Source organism: Pseudoxanthomonas sp. 134C1, from assembly GCF_057773065.1.
Window position 1 is genome coordinate 157,349 of sequence record NZ_JBYMTH010000004.1, and the last position, 19,703, is coordinate 177,051.

Consider the following 19,703-nt stretch of genomic DNA (forward strand, 5'->3'; position numbering starts at 1 on the left):
CGCGAGGGCCCTTCTGCTGTCTTACAGTTGCGCCTGCAACTCCGGCAACAACTTGAACAGATCCCCCACCAGTCCGATATCCGCGATCTCGAAGATCGGCGCCTCGGCATCCTTGTTGATGGCGACGATGGTACCGGCGTCCTTGATGCCGGTCAGGTGCTGGATGGCGCCGGAGATGCCGACGGCCACGTACAGCTCGGGGGCGATGATCTTGCCGGTCTGGCCGACCTGGAGTTCGTTCGGGACATAGCCGGCGTCGACCGCGGCGCGCGAGGCGCCGACTCCCGCACCCAGCTTGTCGGCCAGGTCGTAGATGATCTTGAAGTTCTCTGCCGAGCCGACGCCGCGGCCACCGGAGACCACGCGCCTGGCGCTCTGCAGGTCCGGACGATCGGACTTGCCCGCCGCCAGACCGAGGTAGCGGGTGTGCGAGGGCAGGGCGGCGTCGGCGGTGACCGCCTCGACGCTGGCGCTTCCACCGTTGGCGGCTTCCGGCCAGGAAGCGGTGCGGACGGTGGCGACGACGGTCTGTTCGACCGGCGCCTCGACGGTGATGATGGCGTTGCCGGCGTAGATCGGGCGCTTGAACACGTGGCTGCCTTCGACGCTCATCACGTCCGACACCTGGGCCACGCCCAGCAGCGCGGCGACGCAGGGCATCAGATCCTTGCCGAAGGTGGTCGAAGGACCGAACACGTGGGTATAGCCGGCGGCGAGCGCGGCAATCTGCGGAGCCAGCACCTGGGCGATGGCGTTCGCGTTGGCGGCGTTGGCAACGGCCAGGACGCGGGTAATCCCCGCGATCTGGGCCGCTTCGGCGGCGATGCCGGCCGGGTCGGCGGCCAGCACCACCACATCGACGCTGTCGGGCTTCAGGGCCTGGGCGGCGCTGACGGTCTTGGCCGTGGCGCTGTTGAGCTTGCCGTCCAGGTGTTCGGCGATGACGAGGACTTTGGACATTGCGGAATCTCCAGAATTCTGGCGGGGCGCGCCTGCGTTTCCGCGTCGCGTCGCCGCCGGCACCCTCTTCCGGAGAAGAGGGAACGATGGGTTACAGCAGGCCCTTGGCCTTGAGCGCGGCGACCAGTTCGGCCGCGTCCTTGACCATCACGCCCTTGCTGCGCTTGGCGGGCGGAGCGTAGTGGGTGGTCTTCAGGGTGTCGGCCGCCTGCACGCCGAGATCGACCAGTTGCAGGGTCTCCAGCGGCTTGCTCTTGGCCTTCATGATGTCCGGCAGCTTGATGAAGCGCGGTTCGTTGAGGCGCAGATCGGTGGTGACCACCGCCGGCAGATCGACTTCCAGGGTTTCCAGGCCGGCGTCGACTTCGCGAGTCACGGTGGCCTTGTCGCCGGTGACTTCCAGCTTGGAGGCGAAGGTCGCCTGCGGGCGGCCCCACAGCGTAGCCAGCATCTGGCCGGTCTGGTTGGCATCGTCGTCGATGGCCTGCTTGCCCAGGATGACCAGCTGCGGCTGTTCCTTCTCGATCAGCTTGAGCAGGGTGCGGGCGGCGGTCAGCGGCTGGATCGGCTGATCGGTGACCACGTGGATGGCGCGATTGGCGCCCATGGCCAGGCCGTTGCGCAGGTGCGCCTGGGCATCGGCCGGCGCGATGGTGGCGACAACGACTTCGGTGGCGATGCCCTTGTCGCGCAGCCGCAGGGCTTCTTCCAGCGCGATTTCATCGAAGGGGTTGGCCGACAGCTTGACGCCGTCGGTGACCACGCCGGACCCGTCCGGCTTGACCTGGATGCGGACGTTGTAGTCCACCACGCGCTTGTAGGCGACGAGAATCTTCATCCTCTGGGAATTCCTTCAGTGCTACGGAGAGGCCCGGCCGCGGCGGCTGGCCGAGGGCAGAACGCTGATTCTAGCGGTCAGCCGATATCCGTGCGAGTCCGTACGGTGCCGTCCGCGAGTCGCGCCGACAGCGCCTGCGCCAATCGATCCGCGGCTTCCGGGGCCTGGGCGAAGAACAGAGAGGGTTCGGTCAGTTCCAGCTCCAGCAGGCGGGGAGCGCCGTCGGGGCCGCGCAGCAGATCCACCCGCGCGTACAGCAGGGGATGCTCAAGCTTGAGCAGGCGGGAAGCGGCGACCAGGACCTGATCGGCCAGTCGCCGTTCGTCCCCGGCGGGTTCCCGGCCCTGGATGTCGCCGAAGGCATGGGGATCCAGCGAGGAGACCTCACCGGTCTTCAGCAGTGCGCCCTTGCGTATGGCGTGGCTGTAGCGTCCGTCGATATGGATCAGCGCGGTCTCACCGTCCGCATCGACGGCGGGCAGGTAGGGCTGGAGCATGGCGCTGCGATTGGCGTCCAGCAGGCGCGCCAGATGGTTGCCGGCGGCGAATTCCTGGGACCGCTGGTAGCGCGCGGTATCGCGGGCCCCGGCACTGACGGCCGGTTTCACCACGAACTCCGCGGCATCGTGGGCCGCCAGGAAGCGTTGCAGCGCTTCCATCGGTTCGGCATCCGGTTCGACGAATTCGGTCGGCACGACGGGGATGCCCAACGCCGCCAGATCCGCCAGGTAGTGCTTGTCCGTGTTCCAGCGGATGACCGGCAGGGGATTGAGCAGCGGCACCGCGTGCGCGGTTCGCTCGCACCAGGCCATGAACTCCGGCAGGCGCTCGGTGTAGTCCCAGGGGGAGCGCAGGAGCGCCGCGTCCACCCGCCCCCAGCCGACCGACGCATCGTCCCAGGCGAGCGCGCGCGCGGTCAGTCCGGCGCGTTCGCAGGCGGACTGCAGGGGGGGGAGGTCTTCATCATGGCCGGTGGCCGAGATGGCGGTGACGAGCGCGATGGTGGTCATGCACGCCAGTGTAGGCGGCATGGCCGCAAGGATGTTGCCATTGCCCGAAAGTACCTGTTGCCCCGTGGGGCCATGGGTAGAATGGCGGACATTTCCGAGATGGATCATGCCGATGGCCGAAACCGCGAACGCGGCCCCCAAGACGGGCAAGCAGAAACTCTATCCCAGCGCCGCCGCGGCACTGGATGGCATCGTGGCGGATGGCCAGACCCTGGCGGTCGGCGGGTTCGGCCTGTGCGGCATCCCGGAGGCGCTGATCGCCGCGCTGCGGGACAGCGGAGTGAAGGGGCTGACCGCCATCTCCAACAACGCCGGCGTCGATGGTTTCGGACTGGGCCAACTGCTGGCGACGCGCCAGATCAGCAAGATGATTTCGTCCTACGTGGGCGAAAACAAGGAGTTCGAGCGCCAGTACCTGGCCGGTGAGCTGGAACTGGAGTTCAACCCGCAGGGCACGCTGGCCGAACGGCTGCGCGCCGGCGGCGCCGGCATTCCGGCCTTCTTCACCCGCACCGGCTACGGCACCGTGGTCGCCGAGGGCAAGGAGACCCGCCAGTTCGGCGAACACTGGTACGTGATGGAGACCGCGCTGGTGGCCGATGTATCGCTGGTCAAGGCCTGGAAGGCCGACAAGGCCGGCAACCTGGTGTTCCGCAAGACCGCGCGCAACTTCAACCCCGCCTGCGCCATGGCCGGCCGCATCTGCGTGGCCGAAGTCGAGCAGGTCGTCGAAATCGGCGAGATCGACCCCGATCACGTGCATCTGCCGGGCATCTACGTGGACCGCATCGTCCACAACCCGAATCCCGAGAAGCGCATCGAACAGCGCACCGTGCGCCAAGGAGACAAGTGATGGCCTGGACCCGCGACGAGATGGCCCAGCGCGCGGCGCGCGAACTGACCGATGGCGCCTACGTGAATCTGGGGATCGGTTTGCCGACCCTGGTGGCCAACCACATTCCCGCCGGCATCGACGTCTGGCTTCAGTCCGAGAACGGCCTGCTGGGCATCGGCCCGTTCCCCACCGAGGACGAGGTCGACGCCGACCTGATCAATGCCGGCAAGCAGACCGTCACCGCCCGCCCGGGCGCCAGCTACTTCGGCAGCCACGACTCGTTCGGCATGATCCGGGGTGGCCACATCGATCTGGCGGTGCTGGGCGCCATGCAGGTCACCGACCGGGGCGACCTGGCCAACTGGATGGTGCCGGGCAAGATGGTCAAGGGCATGGGCGGAGCCATGGACCTGGTCGCCGGGGTCAAGCGCATCGTCGTGCTGATGGAGCACGTGGCGAAAGATGGCAGCCACAAGATCCTGCCCCAGTGCGATCTGCCGCTGACCGGGGTAGGCGTGGTGAACCGGATCATCACCGACCTGGCCGTGTTCGACGTGAGCGCCGAAGGTCTGGTCCTGGTGGAAACTGCGGACGGTGTCACGGTCGACGAGCTGAAAACCAAGACAGGCGTACCATTCCGGGCTCCCTGAGGCTGGCCGGGGTGGCTTAAGACAACCTGTACGGAGCCGCCCCGCCCGTCATGTGAAATCCGGCTTCACGGCAGTGGAGCCGGGAGCTGGGGTATATTTCCCCGTTCAGGGGCAACACCAGCCAGATTGAGGGTTCGCATGAAGTTTCGCCTCGGCGCCTGCGCCGCAGTAGTTTTGTTGGCCGCCTGCAGCGGCCAGAAGTCCGACAGCCAGATGGCTGCGCTGCATGGCTCCGCAGGAGGCGATTCGCTCAAGTCCCAGGCCCGGGCAGGCATGGCGCCGTCCGGCCGCGACGTCCGCCATTCGATTGCCAACGCCCCCGATCGCGGGACGCTGATGGCCTATCAGAACCAGGGCAAGCCGGTGAAGCGCGAAGGCGCCTTTACCTATTATCCGGTCAGCATGAGCGAGGACCACGCGCTGAAGGGCATCGTGAGCGGTCACATGACCGTGCCGATGCCGGATGGCAGCGAGGTCAAGCTCAAGTACGAGCGGCACGATGAAGGTATTGATGGCAACTGGACCTGGGTGGGCCGCGTCGAAGGCGGGGATCCCATGCAGGAGGCCATCATCACCTTCGGTGAAGAAGCGGTGTTTGCGTCCATTCCGCAAAGCAATGGCAGGCCGCCGATCAGTATCCGTACGCAGGGCAGTGGTTTGTATGCCGTCGAGATGGATCCTACCAAGGTACGTTCGCCGAACATCGGCCATGACGACATGGCCATCCCGGGCGCCAGTGGCCTGGTGGACACGGCGGTAAGCCAGGCATTGGCGGCGAAGGCGCAAGTTGCGCAGAGCGCAGTCGCCATGGCCGCCGCTCCCGGCAGTTCCAATACGATCGACGTCGCGGTGGGCTACACCGCCGGATTCCGAAACCAGGCGGCCCTGAAGCAGCAGTCGGTGACGACTGCGCTGACCTTCCTCTTCCAGGTCGCCAACCAGGGGTTGAGCAACAGCAAGGTTGATGGCTATCTGCGATTGGTGAATGCGCAGGAAGTCTCCTACACGGAAAACAACGCGAATCAGACCGCCCTGTACGAACTCACGGGCAGCGACGGCACCAACAATGTCACGATTCCCACGACACTGACCCCCCTGCGCACCGCCCGGGATCAATATGGCGCCGATGTGGCGCTGCTGGTCCGTGGTTTCCAACAGCCCGAACACCAGGGGTGCGGCATTGCCTGGTTGATCGGTGCAAGAGGCGCCACGGTGACTCCGGCCCAGCACGCGGGTTGGGGATATGGCGTCGTCAGTTTCGGCGATGATCTGGGCACGGATGGCAACAGCTACTACTGCGCTGCCGAGAGTCTGGTGCACGAGGTCGGCCATCTGCTGGGTTCGGCGCACGACCAGGCCAACTCCAACAACACGCCGGGGCGGTATCCCTACTCCTACGGTTACAAGAGCACGACCGGCAACTTCTACACCATCATGGCCTATGGTGATGTCGGGCAGACGCCGTATCGATTGTTCTCCAATCCGACCATCGCGACTTGCGGTACCCCGGCCGGGGCCTGCGGTGTCGCCAACTCGGCTGACAATGCGCGCAGCCTGAACCAGACGATTCCGGTCGTGGCGCGGTTTCGCGAAACCAAGGTCCCCTTCTCCGGGCGGGCGAAACACGACGTCGATGGTGACGGCCGGTCCGACCTGCTGTGGCGGTATGTCGCGGGTAGCAGTGGTGCGTTCAAGTACTCGATCATGAACGGCGCGACCAAGAGCCGGGAGAAGTCATTCACCTGGAACGCTGCCTATCAGTTGGTGACATCCGGTGATTTCAACGGCGATGGTCTGTTGGATCTGGTGTGGGTACTGCCCTCCACCCGGGGTAGCTGGATGTGGCTCGGTCGTGCAGATGGCTCTTTTACGAGCAGCGCGATGGGAACCTATCCCGTCGGCTGGTCGATCGCGGGATCGGGCGATATCAACAACGACGGTCGTGACGACCTGCTGTGGCGCTATCAGCAGGGGAACGTGGCGTACTTCAAGTATTCGCTCATGAACGGGGCGACCCGCATCAGCGAAAAGAACTTCACCTGGAGTTCCGCGTACCGATTGGCGGCAACGGGTGACTTCAATGCGGACGGTTACCTGGATATCGTCTGGGAAGAAACCGCCGCACGCCGCGCGTATCTGTGGCTTGGCAGTTCAGCGGGCACCTTCTCAGGGAATGCGCTGGGTTCATACCCCGCTGGCTGGTCGATTGCGGGTGCCGGCGACATTGATGGTGATGGAAGGTCGGACTTGCTCTGGCGCTATGTCCAGGGAGGAACCGGCTACTTCAAGTACACACTCATGAATGGAGCCACGAAAGGCAGCGAACGCAATTTCACCTGGAACCCGATCTACCAATTGGCGACCTACGGTGACTACAACGGTGACGGACGGCTTGACGTGGTGTGGGTCGACTCGGCGAGCGGAGGTGCCTGGATGTGGCAGGGCGGCACGAATGGCTCGTTCACGAGCACCGCTCTGGGCCGGGCGCCGACAGGCTGGTCCATCGTGGATCCAGGCAAGTAAGCGTCACGTACGGCTTCGAAAAATGGCCTCCTTCTGGAGGCCATTTTTTTTGGGGAACGTATCTGCAGAATTCCGGCGGCCGCGCCACGAAGCAACGGGGGGCTCGCCTCGGATGGTTTTTACAGATTCTGGTAATTCGGCCCCGAGCCACCTTCCGGGGTTACCCAGGTGATGATCTCGTAGGGATCCTTGATGTCGCAGGTCTTGCAATGCACGCAGTTGGCGGCGTTGATCTGCAGGCGCTTGCCGATGCTTCCATCCGGCATGGCGCCGTCGACGATTTCATAGACGCCGGCAGGGCAGAAGCGGGTGCAGGGATTGTCGTACTCCTCGGCGCAGCGGGTGACGCAGATCGAGGTGTCGGCGACCTTCAGGTGGACCGGCTGGTCCTCGTCGTGTTCGGTGGCCGCGTAGTAGACGCCCTGCAGGCGATCGCGCGGGGCGAGGGTCCGTTCGACGTAGTCGCGGCGGGGTTCCTCGTGCTGGCCGATCCTGTCCAGTGACGACCAGTCCGGCTTGACCTTGAGCGTCCACGGCGAGAGTCCGCCGGTCGCGGTTTCCCAGGCGGCGTTGAGCAGGCCGAACCACATGCCCTTCTTGAAGCCGGGCTTGATGTTGCGGACCTGTTTCAATTCCTTCATCGCGTCGGAAGCGCGCAGGCGTGCGTCGAAGCCGGCCGGTTCCAGGCCGTTGCCTGCAAGGTGCTCGGCGGCGAGCATGCCGCTGCGGATGGCCTGGTGGGTGCCCTTGATCTTGGGCACGTTGAGCAGGCCGGCGGTGTCGCCGATCAGCAGTGCACCCGGCATCTCCACATTGGGCAGCGATTGCCAGCCACCGGTCACGATGGCGCGCGCGCCGGCGGACAGGATGTTGCCGCCTTCCAGCAGCGGCTTGATCAGCGGGTGGTTCTTCCACTGCTGGAAGGCCTCCCATGGCTTGTATTCGGGATCGGTGTAGTCCAGTCCGCTGACGTAGCCCAGCGCGATCTGATTGTTGTCCAGGTGGTAGAGGAAGCTGCCGCCGTAGATTCTGCCGTCCGCCGGCCAGCCCATCGTGTGCACGATCTTGCCGGGGTTGACGCGCCCGTCCGGCACCTGCCACAGCTCCTTGATGCCGATCGAATAGCCCTGCGGGTCGCTGTCCTTGTCCAGGCCGAAGCGCTTGACCAGTCGCTTGGTCAGGTGGCCGCGCGCGCCCTCGGCCAGCACGGTGACCTTGGCGTGGATGTCGATGCCCTGGGTGTAGCCGGGCTTGTGCGAACCGTCCCTGGCCACGCCCATGTCGCCGATGCGCACGCCGACCACCTTGCCGCTTTCGTCATGCAGGGTCTCGGCGGCGGCGAAGCCGGGATAGATTTCCACGCCCAGCGCCTCGGCCTGCGGCGCCAGCCACGCGCACATGGCGCCGAGGCTGACGATGAAATTGCCGTGGTTGCGCATGCCGGGCGGCACGATAGGGGCCTTGCGGCCGCCGGTCTTGTTGAGGAACCAGAACTCGTCGTCCTTCGCCGGCACGCATACCGGTGGCGGGTTGTCGCGCCAGCCGGGCAGCAGGGCGTCGAGCGGCGCCGGTTCAATCACCGCGCCGGACAGGATCTGCGCGCCCACCGTGCTGGCCTTCTCGATCACGCAGACCGAGATCTCCGGGTTCAGCTGTTTCAGGCGGATGGCGAAGGCCAGGCCCGCGGGACCGGCACCGACGGTGACGACGTCGTACTCCATGACATCGCGTTCGGCTTCGGACATGGCTGGGCTTCCTCGTGGCGTTAGGCTGCCGCTATTTTCGGGGTTTGCGCGGGGTGGGGCAAATCCGCGAGCATGGCGCGCGATGACCATACCCCTGCCGTTGCTGCCGGATGGAATGATTGACCTGCCGGGCGCGCACCTGCGCCTGTGGCCGCAATGGCTGGCGCCGGCGGAAGCCGATGCCCTGTTTGCCGGTCTGCGGGCAGATTTGCCCTGGGAAGTGCACCGCATCCGCCTGTTCGGCCGCGAAGTGGATTCTCCGCGACTGAGTTGCTGGATGGGCGAGCCGGAAGCCCGCTACCGCTACTCCGGCGCGCTGTTCGAACCGCATCCGTGGCATCCGGGATTGAAACGGCTGGCCGATCGCCTGCGGCAGGCGCTGGACGTGCCGTTCAACAGCGTCCTGGCCAACCGCTACCGTGACGGACGCGATGCGATGGGCTGGCACAGCGACGATGAGCCGGAACTCGGCGGTGCGCCGGCGATTGCATCGATCAGTCTGGGGGCGTCGCGACGCTTCCTGTTGAAGCACCGCGATCGCCCGGAGATACGCCTGGCGCTGGACTTGCCGCATGGCAGCCTGCTGCTGATGGCGGGCGAGACCCAGCGGCACTACCGGCACGCGCTGCCGCGCACCGCGCGGCCGGTCGGCGAACGCATCAACCTGACCTTCCGCTGGATTCAGCCGCGCTCCGCGCGCCGCTGACGAAGGCGCGGATCGGACCGCTGTCCCGGCTCAGCGCCGGCTGGCGTCGGCCTGGCCGCTCGCGAGCACCCATCCGGTGACATCGCCGGTCAGTGCCGACAGCGCCTGTTCGAACGCGGAGGCCACCTGCGCGATATCGGTGGTGGCGGCCGGCCGGGCCTGCAGGAATGTGCGCGAGGCGATCACCCGCTGGCTGCGGTTCTGGACCAGCTTGGCGTTGACCTCGATGGTCGCCGCAGGAGCCGCCTGCCCCGCGTAATCCGCCTCGAAGCGGCGCACGTCCATCACCAGGCGGTAGTCGCCCAGGATGCCGGCGTCGGCGCTGGAGACGGCGGGAATCCGTCCGGAGTCTTCCAGGGTGCGCTGGACCGCGTCCTGCAGCAGTTCGGTCGCCGGCTGCGACCACGACGCGCCCTTGTAGACCTGCAGTTCGCCGGGGGTCGGACGCACCGAGATGCGCGGGCTGTCGACCACGCGCGCGGCGGTGGGCTTGGCGATGACCAGCGACCAGTTCACGGTCGGCCAGCCGGGATCGGCCGCCACGCGCACTTCCGGCGCATAGATGGTGGTGGGTTCGCGCGGGCCGCTGCCCAGGATCGAGGAGCAGCCGGTCAGCGCGGCCAGCGACAGAACGAGGGGAATGCGCAGCGCCTTCATTTGGGTTCGAACTCCTTGGGTGCGTCGCGGCCGAGCAGGTAGCGGGTGGGGTTGCCTTCCAGCCGATCGCTGACGCGACGCAGATCGCGGACCAGGCCGCGCAGTTCGGTCAGGGTCGGGCCGAGCTGGCCCAGGCCGTCGTTGGCGAAGCTGTTGATGGCCGCGCGGTTCTCGCCAAGGATCGCGTCGGCGTTGCCGGCGGCGGAGTCCAGCTTGGCGAGCGTGGCGTCCAGCTTGTTGAGCAATGGCGGCAACTGGCGCACCAGGTTCTGATCGATGCGTTCGATGGCGCCATTGGTGGTGGTCAGGGTGGCGTCGAGTTTCTGCGCGGCGTCGCGCGCGCTGACGATCAGCGATTGCAGGCCTTCGTCGCGGTTGGCCAGCGAGCCGCTGATGTTTTCCAGGTTCTGCAGGGTGGCGGTGATGCTGGCCACGTTCTTGTCGCTCAGCACTTCGTCCAGGCGCTCGACGATGCGGTTGGCCGTATCGGTGATGTTCTGCAGCGCGGACGGCGCGGTCTGGATGACCGGGGCCTCGCGCTTGTCCACCGAGGTCAGCGCGGGCGCCTGCGGGGTGCCGCCGCTGAGCTGGATGATGGTGGGGCCGGTCAGGCTGGTGATGGCCAGCTTGGCGCGGGTGTCGGTCTTGATAGGGGTGGACGATTCCACCCGGATGAGCGCCACCACCTGGCGCGGGTCGTTGGGAGCCAGCGACAGCTTGGTGATGGAGCCCACCGCGATGCCGTTGTACTGCACGGGACTGCCGACCGACAGACCGGTGACCGCCTCGCGGAACACGATCTGGTACTGCTGCCAGGTGCGTTCGGAGGAGTACTTCGCCGCCCACAGGCCGAACAGCAGCAGCGCCGCCGCCGTCACCAGGGTGAAGGCGCCGATGAGGACGTAGTTGGCTCGGGTTTCCATGTTTCAGACTTCCTCTTGTTCGGGTTCGCCGCGGGCCGCCCGCGCCCGGGGACCATGGAAATACTCCTGGACCCAGGGATGGTCGAAACGCTCCACCTCCGCCAGCGGCGCGGTGATGACGACCTTGCGGTCGGCCAGCACCGCGACCCGATCGCAGATAGCGTACAGGGTGTCCAGATCGTGGGTGATGAGGAACACCGTCAGGCCCAGCGCTTCCTGCAGGGTCTTGATCAGGCGGTCGAAGGCGGCCGCGCCGATCGGGTCGAGCCCGGCGGTGGGTTCGTCCAGGAACAGCAGCGGTGGATCCAGCGCCAAGGCGCGGGCCAGGCCGGCGCGTTTGCGCATGCCGCCGGACAGCTGCGCCGGCAGCTTGTTGAGCGCGTCGGCCGGCAGGCCGGCCAGCTTGATCTTCAGCAGCGCCAGTTCATAGCGCCAACTGTCCGGCAGCTCGTCGTGGTGTTCCTTCAACGGCACCTGCACGTTCTCGCCCACGCTCAGCGAGGAGAACAGCGCGCCGTCCTGGAACAGCACGCCGGTATTGCGTTCGATGTGCAGGCGGGCCTGCGGCTCCTCGGACAGGGCGTCGGTGTCGAGCACGTGGATGCTGCCGGCCTGCGGGCGGCGCAGGCCGAGGATGGCCCGCATCAACACCGACTTGCCGGTGCCCGAGCCGCCGACCACACCCAGGATTTCGCCGCGCCGCACATCCAGATCCAAACCATCGTGCACGACCTGTTCGCCGAACCGGTTGACCAGCCCGCGGATCCGGATGATCGCGTTGTCGTCGCCTGAAGCCATCGCTCACCAGCCCATGTGCATGAACCACAACGCGGCCAGCGCGTCGAGGATGATGACCAGCGAAATCGTCTGCACCACGCTGGAGGTGGTGCGATCGCCAACCGATTGCGCGGTGCCGGTCACCTGCAGGCCCTGCAGGCAGCCGATCAGGCCGATCACGAGCGCGAAGATCGGGGCCTTGGACAGGCCGACCAGGAAATGCCGTATCTCCATGGTGTCGTGCATGCGGGCCAGGTACATCTGCGGCGGGATGCCCAGGTCGAAGGCGCCCACGGTGACGCCGCCGGCCAGGCCCGCCATCATCGAGATGAAGGTCAGCAATGGCAGGGTCACCAGCAACGCGATCAGGCGCGGAATCACCAGCAGATCCACGGGATCCAGGCCGAGGGTGCGGATGGCGTCGATTTCCTCGCGGCTCTTCATCGCGCCGATCTGCGCGGTGAAGGCCGATGCGGTGCGTCCGGCCAGCACGATGGCGGTCATCAGCACCGCGAACTCGCGCAGGAAGGCGATGCTGACCAGTTCGACCACGAAGATCTCGGCGCCGAAATCGCGCAGCACGGTCGAACCCAGGAACGCGATCACCGCGCCCACCATGTACGACAGCAGGATGACCAGCGGCACCGCGTCCAGGCCGACCTGCTCCATGTGCGAAACGGTGGCGATGGCGCGGAAGCGGCGCGGTTCCTTCACCATCCGCGCGAGCTTGACCAGGTTCTCGCCGGTGAAACTGAGCAGGGCGACGATCTCGTGCCCGTTCTCGCTGACCCGTTCGCCGAGGCGCGACAACGCGGCGAGGAAACCGTAGTCGCGCTTGCGCGGCGGGCGGTCGTCGGCGACATCCTCGATGGTGGAGACCAGTGCCTGGTGATCCTGGCGGAACAGCAATGCCTCCGCCGACAGTTTGCGACGGCTGGCGAAGCGAAGCAGCTGCAATACGCCGGCCGAATCGATGCGGGCGATGCCGGTGGCATCGAGTTCGGCAACCCCTTCGGGAATCTCGCGCAGACGGTCGGCCACCGCCAGGGCGGTGGCGAGCGTCCAATCGCCTTCCAGCCGCACCCGCGAGGGTTCGGAGGGGTCGGATTGGAACTGCGGGCGTGCGTCGGTTCGGGTCATGGCGTCGCTCGGCCCAGCAGCATACAGGCTATGCCGCTGAACGTGAGCAGGACGCCGACCACGCCGCGCCGGCCCAGCGGCTCGCGCAGCCACAGCGCCGCCAGGATGACCAGGAACACCGATGCGGACTCGTTGAGGATGGCGGCCACGGAGGCCGATGTGTACTTGTACCCCCCGAGCCAGAACACCATCGACAGGCCCTGGCCGATCAGCGCGGCCAGGATCAGGCGGCGCCATGGGACCTGCCGCGCGTCGAAGGCGCGGTGGCGGCGCATGGCTGGCCACGCCGCGATCAGCAGCAGGCCGCCGACCGCGCCGGCGAGGCGGAGCAGGGTGATCCACAGCAGCGGCTGTTCTTCCAGGATCCGCTTGACCATGACGATCGCGATCGCCATCAGGGCAATCGCACCCATACCGATCAGCACGCCGCGCAAAGTGTGGGCCGGCTGTGTCCGCCATTCGCTGGGTGGACGGCTGACCAGCAGCACACCCAGTCCCACCAGGCCGAAGCCCAGCCATTGGCGCGCGCCCAGGCGTTCGTCGAGCCACAGGAAACCCATCACCAGCACCAGCGGGCTGTAGAGATTGCCGATGACGCCCATGCGACCGGCACCCAGTTCGTTGAGCGCGCGGAAATACAGGGTGTCGGCGATGGCGATGCCGAGCACGCCACTGGCCAGCACGAGGGCGATGTCGCGCGCCGGCATCTGCGGCCACTGTCCGGCGTGCAGGAACAGCACCACGGGCGCCAGCAGGGCCAGCACCAGGCCGTTCTTCATCAGGTTGAGCGCCAGCGGCGGCAAGGTCGCGCCCAACTGGCGCGCCAGGATCACGCCGACCGCCCAGGCCGCCGCGCTGCCAAGGGCGAGGCCTTCACCGATACCAATACTCAACGTCCACCTTTATGCTGCGCCGACCGCGATCAGTTTACGCAATACCCTTCAAGGCCCATCACCCGGCGATGCCGGGTCCAACGTTTGCGAAATGACAGAGAACCCGGCCTCCGCCACCTACGCCCAGCGCATCGCCTTCGTCTGCGAGATTGCCAGCCGCCTGCACAGCTACGGCACCACCGCCCAGCGCCTGGAGGCGGCGGTAGCAGCGCTGTCGCAGCGGCTCGGGCTGGATTGCGAGCCGTGGTCGAATCCGACCGGATTGATCCTGAGCTTCAATGATCCGTCGCGGCCGCTGGGTGCCAGCGACACCACCCGGGTGATCCGGCTGGCGCCGGGCGAGAATGATCTGCACAAACTGAGCGAGGCGGATCGGATTGCCGAGGACGTCGTGGCGGGGCGCATGAGCGTGGCCGAAGGGCACACCGCGCTGCGCTCGCTGGACCGCAAGCCCGGCGCGCGCTGGCGGGCGATGCAGGTGCTGGCCTCCGGCCTGGCGTCGGGCGCGGTCGCCGGCCTGTGGCGGTTGCCGTGGCTGGATATCGCGACCGCCGGGCTGATCGGCCTGCTGATTGGCCTGCTCGGCCACGTCATTGCGCGACGGCCGCAGATGAAGGAAGCCAGCGATGCGTTGTCCGCGCTGCTGGCGGGCTTCGTCGCCATCCTGGTCGCCAACTTCATCGCGCCGCTCAACCTCAACACCGTCATCATCGCGTCGTTGATCGTGTTGCTGCCCGGCATGGCGCTGACCAATTCGGTCAACGAACTGACCAGCCAGCATCTGGTTTCCGGCGTGGCCCGTTTCGCGGGGGCGATGGCGACCATCCTCAAGTTGACCGTCGGCAGCCTGATCGCGGTCACCCTGGCGGAACTGGTCGGCCTGTATCCGGAAGTGCGCGCGTCGCGCCCGCAGCCGGAGTGGGTGGAATGGTCGTCGATGGTGCTGGCGGCGTACGCGTTCGCGGTCCTGTTCAAGGCCCATCGGCGCGATTATCCGTGGGTGATGGCCGCGGCATTCGCCGGCTATGGGATCTCGCGCTTCGCGGGCGAGGCGTGGGGAGCGCCGGTGGGCATCTTCCTGTCGGCGCTGGTGTTGACCGCCGCTGGCAATGCGTTCGCGCGTTGGGCCAACCGTCCCGGCGCGTTGATCCGCGTCCCCGGCATCCTGATGCTGGTGCCCGGCAGCGCCAGCCTGCGCGGATTGATGACGCTGGTCCAGCAGCAGGACGTGGGCGTCGGCCAGTCTGCCGTGCTGGGCGTAACCAACATCGTGATGGCGTTGATTGCAGGCTTGCTGTTCGGCAATCTGGTGGTATCGGCGCGCAAGAATCTCTGAACACGCGGGGGGGGATGCTTGGATCCCTTCGGGTTTCAACCGGGTGTTTCCACCGCGACAAAAAAACGCCACGGAGACAGTTCCGTGGCGTTCCTTGGCTTTCCGGTCGCGAAGATTTATTTCTTCTTGATCAGGAAATCCTCGACTTTCTTGCCCTTGGCGGTCGCCGCCGCCAGCCAGCGCGGCTGCTTGCCGCGGCCGGTCCAGGTTTCCTTGGGATTGGCGGGATTGCGGTACTTCGGCGCCACCTTGCCGAGCTTGCGGCCGGCGCGCGAGGTGGATTTGGCGGCAGCCTTGCGGCCACGTGCCGGGGGAGCCTTGCCCGGAGCGCCGAACAGTTCCTCGATCGTGTAGCCCTCGGCCTTGGCGAACTTGGTGATCTTGCTGCGGATGGTCGCAATGGGGGTGCGCTTGGCCAGCTTGGTCTGCTGTTGGCGGGCCTTTTCGATCAGGGTGCCCAGTTCTTTGGCCGACAGGCCACGCAAATCAATCGACATCGAGTTCTCCGGAAGATGGAAAGGGAATATCACCTATCCATGGCGGAGTCGCATCTTAGGCCATGAGGCTTTCCAGAAACAAATCGGGGCGAATAATGTCACTGAGTCGACATATATCCGCCCCGACCGTCGTCTGGATTATCGTTCAGCCCGCGAGGCGGCGAATCAGTTCCGATTTGTCGAGATTTTCCGCTTCGCTGGCTTTGCGGAAGCGATATTCGTAAGTCCCGGCGGCCAGGCCGCGTTCGGATACGACCACGCGATGCGGAATGCCGATCAATTCGATGTCGGCGAACATCGCACCCGGGCGCAGGCCACGATCATCCAGCACCGCGTCGACGCCGTCGCCGATCAGTTCCGCCAGCAATTCGTTGGCCGCCTGGGTGACCGCGGGATCGTTCTTGGGATTGATCACGCAGACCGCCACCGACCAGGGCGCCATCGGCGCGGGCCAGACGATGCCGTTGGCATCGTGGTTCTGTTCGATCGCCGCGGCGACGATGCGGGTGACGCCGATGCCATAGCAGCCCATTGCCGGGATGGCGGCCTTGCCGTTTTCATCCAGCACGGTGAACTGCATCGCTTCGCTGTACTTGCGGCCCAGCTGGAACACGTGGCCGACCTCGATGCCGCGCGCCAGCCGGATCTGGCCGCCATCGGCCGCGGTCTCGCCCGCGACGACGTTGCGGATGTCGGCGACGGTTTCCGGTTCTGGCAGATCGCGATCCCAGTTCACGCCGGCGAGGTGGAAGCCGGCTTCGTTGGCGCCGACCACGAAGTCGGCCATCGCCGCGACGTCGCGATCGGCGATGACACGGATCGCCTGGCGCGGATTGATCGGGCCGAGGAAACCCGGCTCGCTGCCCAGGTGGGCGAGGATTTCCGCTTCGCTGGCCAGGCGGTAGTCCGCCATGCCGGCGACCTTGGCCAGTTTGATTTCGTTGACGGCGTGATCGCCGCGCACCAGCGCCAGCACGAAGCCACCCTCGGTCATGAGCGCAACCGATTTGACCGTGCGCTGCAAGGCGATGCCCATCAGCGCGGCCACGTCCTCGCAGGTCTTCTGGGTAGGCGTGGCGACCTTGTGGAAGTTTTCCGCCGCGGCCGGCCGCGGCCCGGGCGCCGCGGCCTGCGCGGCCTCCACGTTGGCGGCGTAGTCCGAACCGGTGGAGAAGGCGAGCGCGTCCTCGCCGGATTCGGCCAGCACGTGGAATTCCTGCGAGGCGTCGCCGCCGATGGCGCCGCTGTCCGCCTGCACCGCGCGGAAATCCAGCCCCAGGCGGGTGAAGATGCGCGTGTAGGCCGCATGCATGTTGCGGTACTCGCGCACCAGATCCTCGTCGGTCAGGTGGAACGAATAGGCGTCCTTCATGATGAATTCGCGCGCGCGCATCACCCCGAAGCGCGGCCGGATCTCGTCACGGAATTTGGTCTGGATCTGGTAGAAGTTCACCGGCAGCTGCTTGTAACTGTTCAGCTCCTGCCGGGCGAAGTCGGTGACCGCCTCTTCCGCGGTGGGGCTGTAGCAGAACTCCTGTTCCTTGCGATCCTCGAGCTTGAGCAGCTGATCGCCGAACTTGTCCCAGCGCCCGCTCTCGTCCCACAGCTCGCGTGGCTGGATGGTCGGCATCACCATTTCGATGGCGCCGGCGCGGTTCATTTCCTCGCGGACCACGGTTTCCACTTTGCGCAGCACCCGCAGGCCCAGCGGGGACCAGGTGTACAGGCCGGCGGCCAGCTTGCGGATCATGCCGGCACGCAGCATCAGCTGGTGGCTGACGAGTTCGGCATCGGCCGGGGTTTCCTTGGTGGTGCGGAGATGGAATTGCGACAGGCGCATCGAGATTCGGTTGTTCGGGGGAATGAGCGCTCTATTCTGCCAGCCTTGCGCAGCCCGCGCCCGCGCGCGGGGCGGCCGGAGGTTTCAAGCGACAGATGGGGCCGCGGAGCGCGCGGCGGAATCAGTTGGCGGGCGGAGCGCAGTACGCTTTTTCGGCCGCCTGGGCCAGCGCCAGCTGGTTGGCCCGCTGGGTATCGTCCATCGCCTGTCCCGGCTTGCCGTCCACGCCCGCCTGCGCCACGGGCCCGCTGTTGCGCAGGACTTCCAGGTTCCTGCGCGCGGTGGCGCATTGCGGATGCTCGACGGACTTGCCCGCGGCGTCATCGGCCTGGGGGATGGGTTCCCCGCGCGGCGCGATGCGGCGGTCCTGGTATTGCTGTCCCGCCGGCGGCTTGTCGGAGTAGTGGGTCACGCCCTTGGCGTCCTTCCACTGGTAGACCGGGTTGGCCAGGCACGGCAGGCTGACCGCGGCCAAGGCCAGCAGAAGGCCGGTGGACAGTCGGGGCGATGCGCGCACGGTCGGCTCCAGGCGGAAACGTCAGGAACCGGATTGCAGCATCCCCCCGCCAGCCTGGCAAGCCGGAGGCGGGGGGGCTTGGGCTAAACTGGGACGCATGGACGAAATCAAGCCGCCGCCGCGTTCCCGCGGCATCTATCTGTTGCCGAACCTGTTCACCACCGCCGGGCTGTTCGCGGGCTTCTACGCGATCATCGCCGCCGCCGACGGGCAGTTCGTCAACGCCGCCATCGCGGTGTTCGTGGCGGGCCTGATGGATGGCATCGACGGCCGGGTGGCCCGCCTCACCGGAACCAGCAGCGCATTCGGGGTGCAGTACGACTCGCTGGCCGATCTGGTCAGCTTCGGCCTGGCCCCGGCGCTGGTGATGTACCACTGGTCGCTGTCGGCGCTGAAGCTCGACAGCGCGGCGATGGGCCGGGTGGGCTGGGCGGTGGCGTTCCTGTACGCGGCCTGCGCGGCCCTGCGGCTGGCGCGTTTCAACACCCAGGTCGGCACCGTGGACAAGCGCTGGTTCGTCGGCCTGGCCAGTCCCGCGGCGGCCGGATTGATGATGTCCTTCGTCTGGGCGTTCGCCGATGGCAGCCTGGGCTGGAACGGCGACGAGCTGCGCTACGTGGCGCTGGCGGTGACCATCCTGGCGGCGTTGTTGATGGTCAGCCGGATCCGTTTCTGGAGCTTCAAGGGCAGTGGTGAAGGCGGTGCCCGCGCGGACCGCGTCCCGTTCGTGGGCCTGTTCCTGGTCGCGGTGGTGATCGCGATCCTGTTCATCGATCTGCCGCGGGTGCTGTTCGCGGTGGGCGTGTGCTACGCACTGTCCGGCCCGGGCTACTGGCTGTGGCAGCGGGCACGCCGCGGGGAGGCGCGGGCGTGAGCCTGTCCGCGCAGACGCCCTGGTCCCCGGAGCAGCAGGGCTGGCTGGCGGCACTGGGCTATACGGTCTGGGTGACCGGTGCGCCGGCACCCGCGGAGATGGAGCCGGCGGAAAGCCCCGTGGGCGCCGCCCAACGAGCCCCCGCGCCGGATGCCATGCCGCGCGCGGAGCATCCCAAGCCTTCGGCGAATCGCGAACCGGCGGCGACGCGGGTTGCACCGACCCTCGATGCCGAATCCCCGCCATCCCCCGAGCGTCCTCGCGCCACGCCGCCGCGTTCGCGCCCCGGCTCGCGGCTGCCGGACCGCCTGCACTTCGCGCTGATCCGGGCGTCGGGCTGCAATCCGAACGCGGAAGGGGCCGCCGAGATCTTCGCGCAATGGCCGGCTTCCTCCGAACTGCGGGGCAATCCGGCCGCCAAGCGCGCGCTGTGGCCGCGGTTGCGGGCGCTGCGCCGGCCCGCCGCGCAATGAGCGCGGTCAGCGTCGATCCGTTCATCGCATCGTCGGCCTCGTTGCGGCCGATGCGCGATGGTGATCTCGACGCGGTGCTGGCGATCGAACAGCGCGCCTATCCGTTTCCCTGGACCCGCGGCATCTTCCGCGACTGCCTCAAGGCGGGTTATCCGGCCTGGGTGATGGTCGAGCATGGCCTGGTGATCGGCTATGGCCTGATCAGCATCGCCGCCGACGAAGCGCATATCCTCAACGTCTGCGTGGCGCCCGAGCGGCAGGGCCGCGGCCTGGGCCGCCACCTGCTGCGCGCGCTGGTGAAGCAGGCGGGCGATCTGCAAGCCGGCCGGGTATTCCTGGAGGTGCGCCCGTCCAACCTCGGCGCCATCCGGCTGTATCACAGCGAGGGTTTCAACGAGATCGGCCGCCGGCCGCGCTACTACCCCGCGCGCGATGGCCGCGAGGACGCGCTGGTGATGGCGATCGAACTGGTCGCCGACGACATCGAGAAGATGCCGCCGCTGTAGGGT

At 66.9% G+C, this 19,703-nt stretch carries 20 protein-coding genes; 8 read left to right on the plus strand and 12 right to left on the minus strand.

Annotated features, from left to right (window positions below):
* Positions 1-21 precede the first annotated feature (21 nt).
* From AC3DEZ_RS09985 to AC3DEZ_RS09995, 3 genes are all read right to left on the minus strand, one after another.
* Positions 22-960, minus strand: a complete 939-nt coding sequence (locus AC3DEZ_RS09985; protein ID WP_488388072.1) for an electron transfer flavoprotein subunit alpha/FixB family protein — start codon at positions 958-960, stop codon at positions 22-24.
* A 91-nt stretch (positions 961-1,051) separates the two neighbouring features.
* Positions 1,052-1,798, minus strand: a complete 747-nt coding sequence (locus AC3DEZ_RS09990) for an electron transfer flavoprotein subunit beta/FixA family protein (RefSeq protein ID WP_488388073.1) — start codon at positions 1,796-1,798, stop codon at positions 1,052-1,054.
* Positions 1,799-1,875: 77 nt separating this feature from the next.
* Complete coding sequence (locus AC3DEZ_RS09995) at positions 1,876-2,808, minus strand: ATP-grasp domain-containing protein (protein WP_488388074.1); 933 nt, start codon at positions 2,806-2,808, stop codon at positions 1,876-1,878.
* 112 nt (positions 2,809-2,920) lie between these two features.
* Here AC3DEZ_RS09995 and AC3DEZ_RS10000 point away from each other — a divergent pair, with 112 nt between their 5' ends.
* From AC3DEZ_RS10000 to AC3DEZ_RS10010, 3 genes are all read left to right on the plus strand, one after another.
* Positions 2,921-3,661 carry a CoA transferase subunit A gene (locus AC3DEZ_RS10000; protein WP_488388075.1) on the plus strand — a complete coding sequence of 247 codons (741 nt, stop codon included), beginning with the start codon at positions 2,921-2,923 and terminating at the stop codon, positions 3,659-3,661.
* Complete coding sequence (locus tag AC3DEZ_RS10005) at positions 3,661-4,293, plus strand: CoA transferase subunit B (protein ID WP_447103351.1); 633 nt, start codon at positions 3,661-3,663, stop codon at positions 4,291-4,293. Before AC3DEZ_RS10000 ends, AC3DEZ_RS10005 begins: the two co-directional genes overlap by 1 nt.
* A gap of 138 nt (positions 4,294-4,431) precedes the next feature.
* Positions 4,432-6,816, plus strand: a complete 2,385-nt coding sequence (locus AC3DEZ_RS10010; RefSeq protein WP_488388076.1) for an FG-GAP-like repeat-containing protein — start codon at positions 4,432-4,434, stop codon at positions 6,814-6,816.
* A 119-nt stretch (positions 6,817-6,935) separates the two neighbouring features.
* On the opposite strand, the gene AC3DEZ_RS10015 is transcribed toward AC3DEZ_RS10010, so the two are convergent.
* A complete protein-coding gene (locus AC3DEZ_RS10015) occupies positions 6,936-8,561 on the minus strand; it encodes an electron transfer flavoprotein-ubiquinone oxidoreductase (RefSeq protein WP_488388077.1) in 1,626 nt (541 codons plus the stop codon).
* An 82-nt stretch (positions 8,562-8,643) separates the two neighbouring features.
* Here AC3DEZ_RS10015 and AC3DEZ_RS10020 point away from each other — a divergent pair, with 82 nt between their 5' ends.
* Positions 8,644-9,267, plus strand: coding sequence for an alpha-ketoglutarate-dependent dioxygenase AlkB family protein (locus AC3DEZ_RS10020; protein WP_488388078.1), 624 nt, complete (start codon positions 8,644-8,646; stop codon positions 9,265-9,267).
* Positions 9,268-9,297: 30 nt separating this feature from the next.
* On the opposite strand, the gene AC3DEZ_RS10025 is transcribed toward AC3DEZ_RS10020, so the two are convergent.
* From AC3DEZ_RS10025 to AC3DEZ_RS10045, 5 genes are read right to left on the minus strand one after another with little or no spacing between them, the layout of a single operon-like run.
* Positions 9,298-9,924 carry an ABC-type transport auxiliary lipoprotein family protein gene (locus AC3DEZ_RS10025; RefSeq protein ID WP_488388079.1) on the minus strand — a complete coding sequence of 209 codons (627 nt, stop codon included), beginning with the start codon at positions 9,922-9,924 and terminating at the stop codon, positions 9,298-9,300.
* Entirely contained in the window at positions 9,921-10,847 is a 927-nt protein-coding gene (locus tag AC3DEZ_RS10030; RefSeq protein WP_488388080.1) for an MlaD family protein, read from the minus strand. The genes AC3DEZ_RS10025 and AC3DEZ_RS10030 overlap by 4 nt, the downstream gene beginning before the upstream one ends.
* A gap of 3 nt (positions 10,848-10,850) precedes the next feature.
* The gene (locus tag AC3DEZ_RS10035; RefSeq protein WP_488388081.1) at positions 10,851-11,645 is read right to left on the minus strand and encodes an ABC transporter ATP-binding protein; all 795 of its coding nucleotides are present in this window, start codon (positions 11,643-11,645) and stop codon (positions 10,851-10,853) included.
* 3 nt (positions 11,646-11,648) lie between these two features.
* Positions 11,649-12,764 carry an ABC transporter permease gene (locus AC3DEZ_RS10040; protein ID WP_447103344.1) on the minus strand — a complete coding sequence of 372 codons (1,116 nt, stop codon included), beginning with the start codon at positions 12,762-12,764 and terminating at the stop codon, positions 11,649-11,651.
* Positions 12,761-13,657, minus strand: coding sequence for a DMT family transporter (locus tag AC3DEZ_RS10045; protein WP_447103343.1), 897 nt, complete (start codon positions 13,655-13,657; stop codon positions 12,761-12,763). Before AC3DEZ_RS10045 ends, AC3DEZ_RS10040 begins: the two co-directional genes overlap by 4 nt.
* A 91-nt stretch (positions 13,658-13,748) precedes the next feature.
* Here AC3DEZ_RS10045 and AC3DEZ_RS10050 point away from each other — a divergent pair, with 91 nt between their 5' ends.
* Positions 13,749-14,993, plus strand: a complete 1,245-nt coding sequence (locus AC3DEZ_RS10050) for a threonine/serine exporter family protein (RefSeq protein WP_488388082.1) — start codon at positions 13,749-13,751, stop codon at positions 14,991-14,993.
* Positions 14,994-15,109: 116 nt separating this feature from the next.
* On the opposite strand, the gene AC3DEZ_RS10055 is transcribed toward AC3DEZ_RS10050, so the two are convergent.
* The 3 genes from AC3DEZ_RS10055 to AC3DEZ_RS10065 all read right to left on the minus strand — a co-directional run bounded on the left by AC3DEZ_RS10055 (position 15,110) and on the right by AC3DEZ_RS10065 (position 17,847).
* Positions 15,110-15,490, minus strand: a complete 381-nt coding sequence (locus tag AC3DEZ_RS10055) for an H-NS histone family protein (protein WP_488388083.1) — start codon at positions 15,488-15,490, stop codon at positions 15,110-15,112.
* 145 nt (positions 15,491-15,635) lie between these two features.
* Positions 15,636-17,330 (minus strand): proline--tRNA ligase, encoded by a 1,695-nt coding sequence (locus AC3DEZ_RS10060; protein ID WP_488388084.1) that lies wholly within the window; start codon positions 17,328-17,330, stop codon positions 15,636-15,638.
* 121 nt (positions 17,331-17,451) lie between these two features.
* On the minus strand, positions 17,452-17,847 hold the full coding sequence (locus AC3DEZ_RS10065) for a DUF4124 domain-containing protein (RefSeq protein WP_488388085.1): 396 nt from the start codon (positions 17,845-17,847) through the stop codon (positions 17,452-17,454).
* A 97-nt stretch (positions 17,848-17,944) separates the two neighbouring features.
* On the opposite strand from AC3DEZ_RS10065, the gene pssA reads away from it, so the two are divergent.
* From pssA to rimI, 3 genes are read left to right on the plus strand one after another with little or no spacing between them, the layout of a single operon-like run.
* The gene (gene pssA / locus AC3DEZ_RS10070) at positions 17,945-18,721 is read left to right on the plus strand and encodes a CDP-diacylglycerol--serine O-phosphatidyltransferase (protein ID WP_488388086.1); all 777 of its coding nucleotides are present in this window, start codon (positions 17,945-17,947) and stop codon (positions 18,719-18,721) included.
* Complete coding sequence (locus AC3DEZ_RS10075) at positions 18,718-19,194, plus strand: hypothetical protein (RefSeq protein ID WP_488388087.1); 477 nt, start codon at positions 18,718-18,720, stop codon at positions 19,192-19,194. The genes pssA and AC3DEZ_RS10075 overlap by 4 nt, the downstream gene beginning before the upstream one ends.
* A complete protein-coding gene (gene rimI, locus AC3DEZ_RS10080; protein WP_488388088.1) occupies positions 19,191-19,700 on the plus strand; it encodes a ribosomal protein S18-alanine N-acetyltransferase in 510 nt (169 codons plus the stop codon). Before AC3DEZ_RS10075 ends, rimI begins: the two co-directional genes overlap by 4 nt.
* Positions 19,701-19,703: the final 3 nt, after the last annotated feature.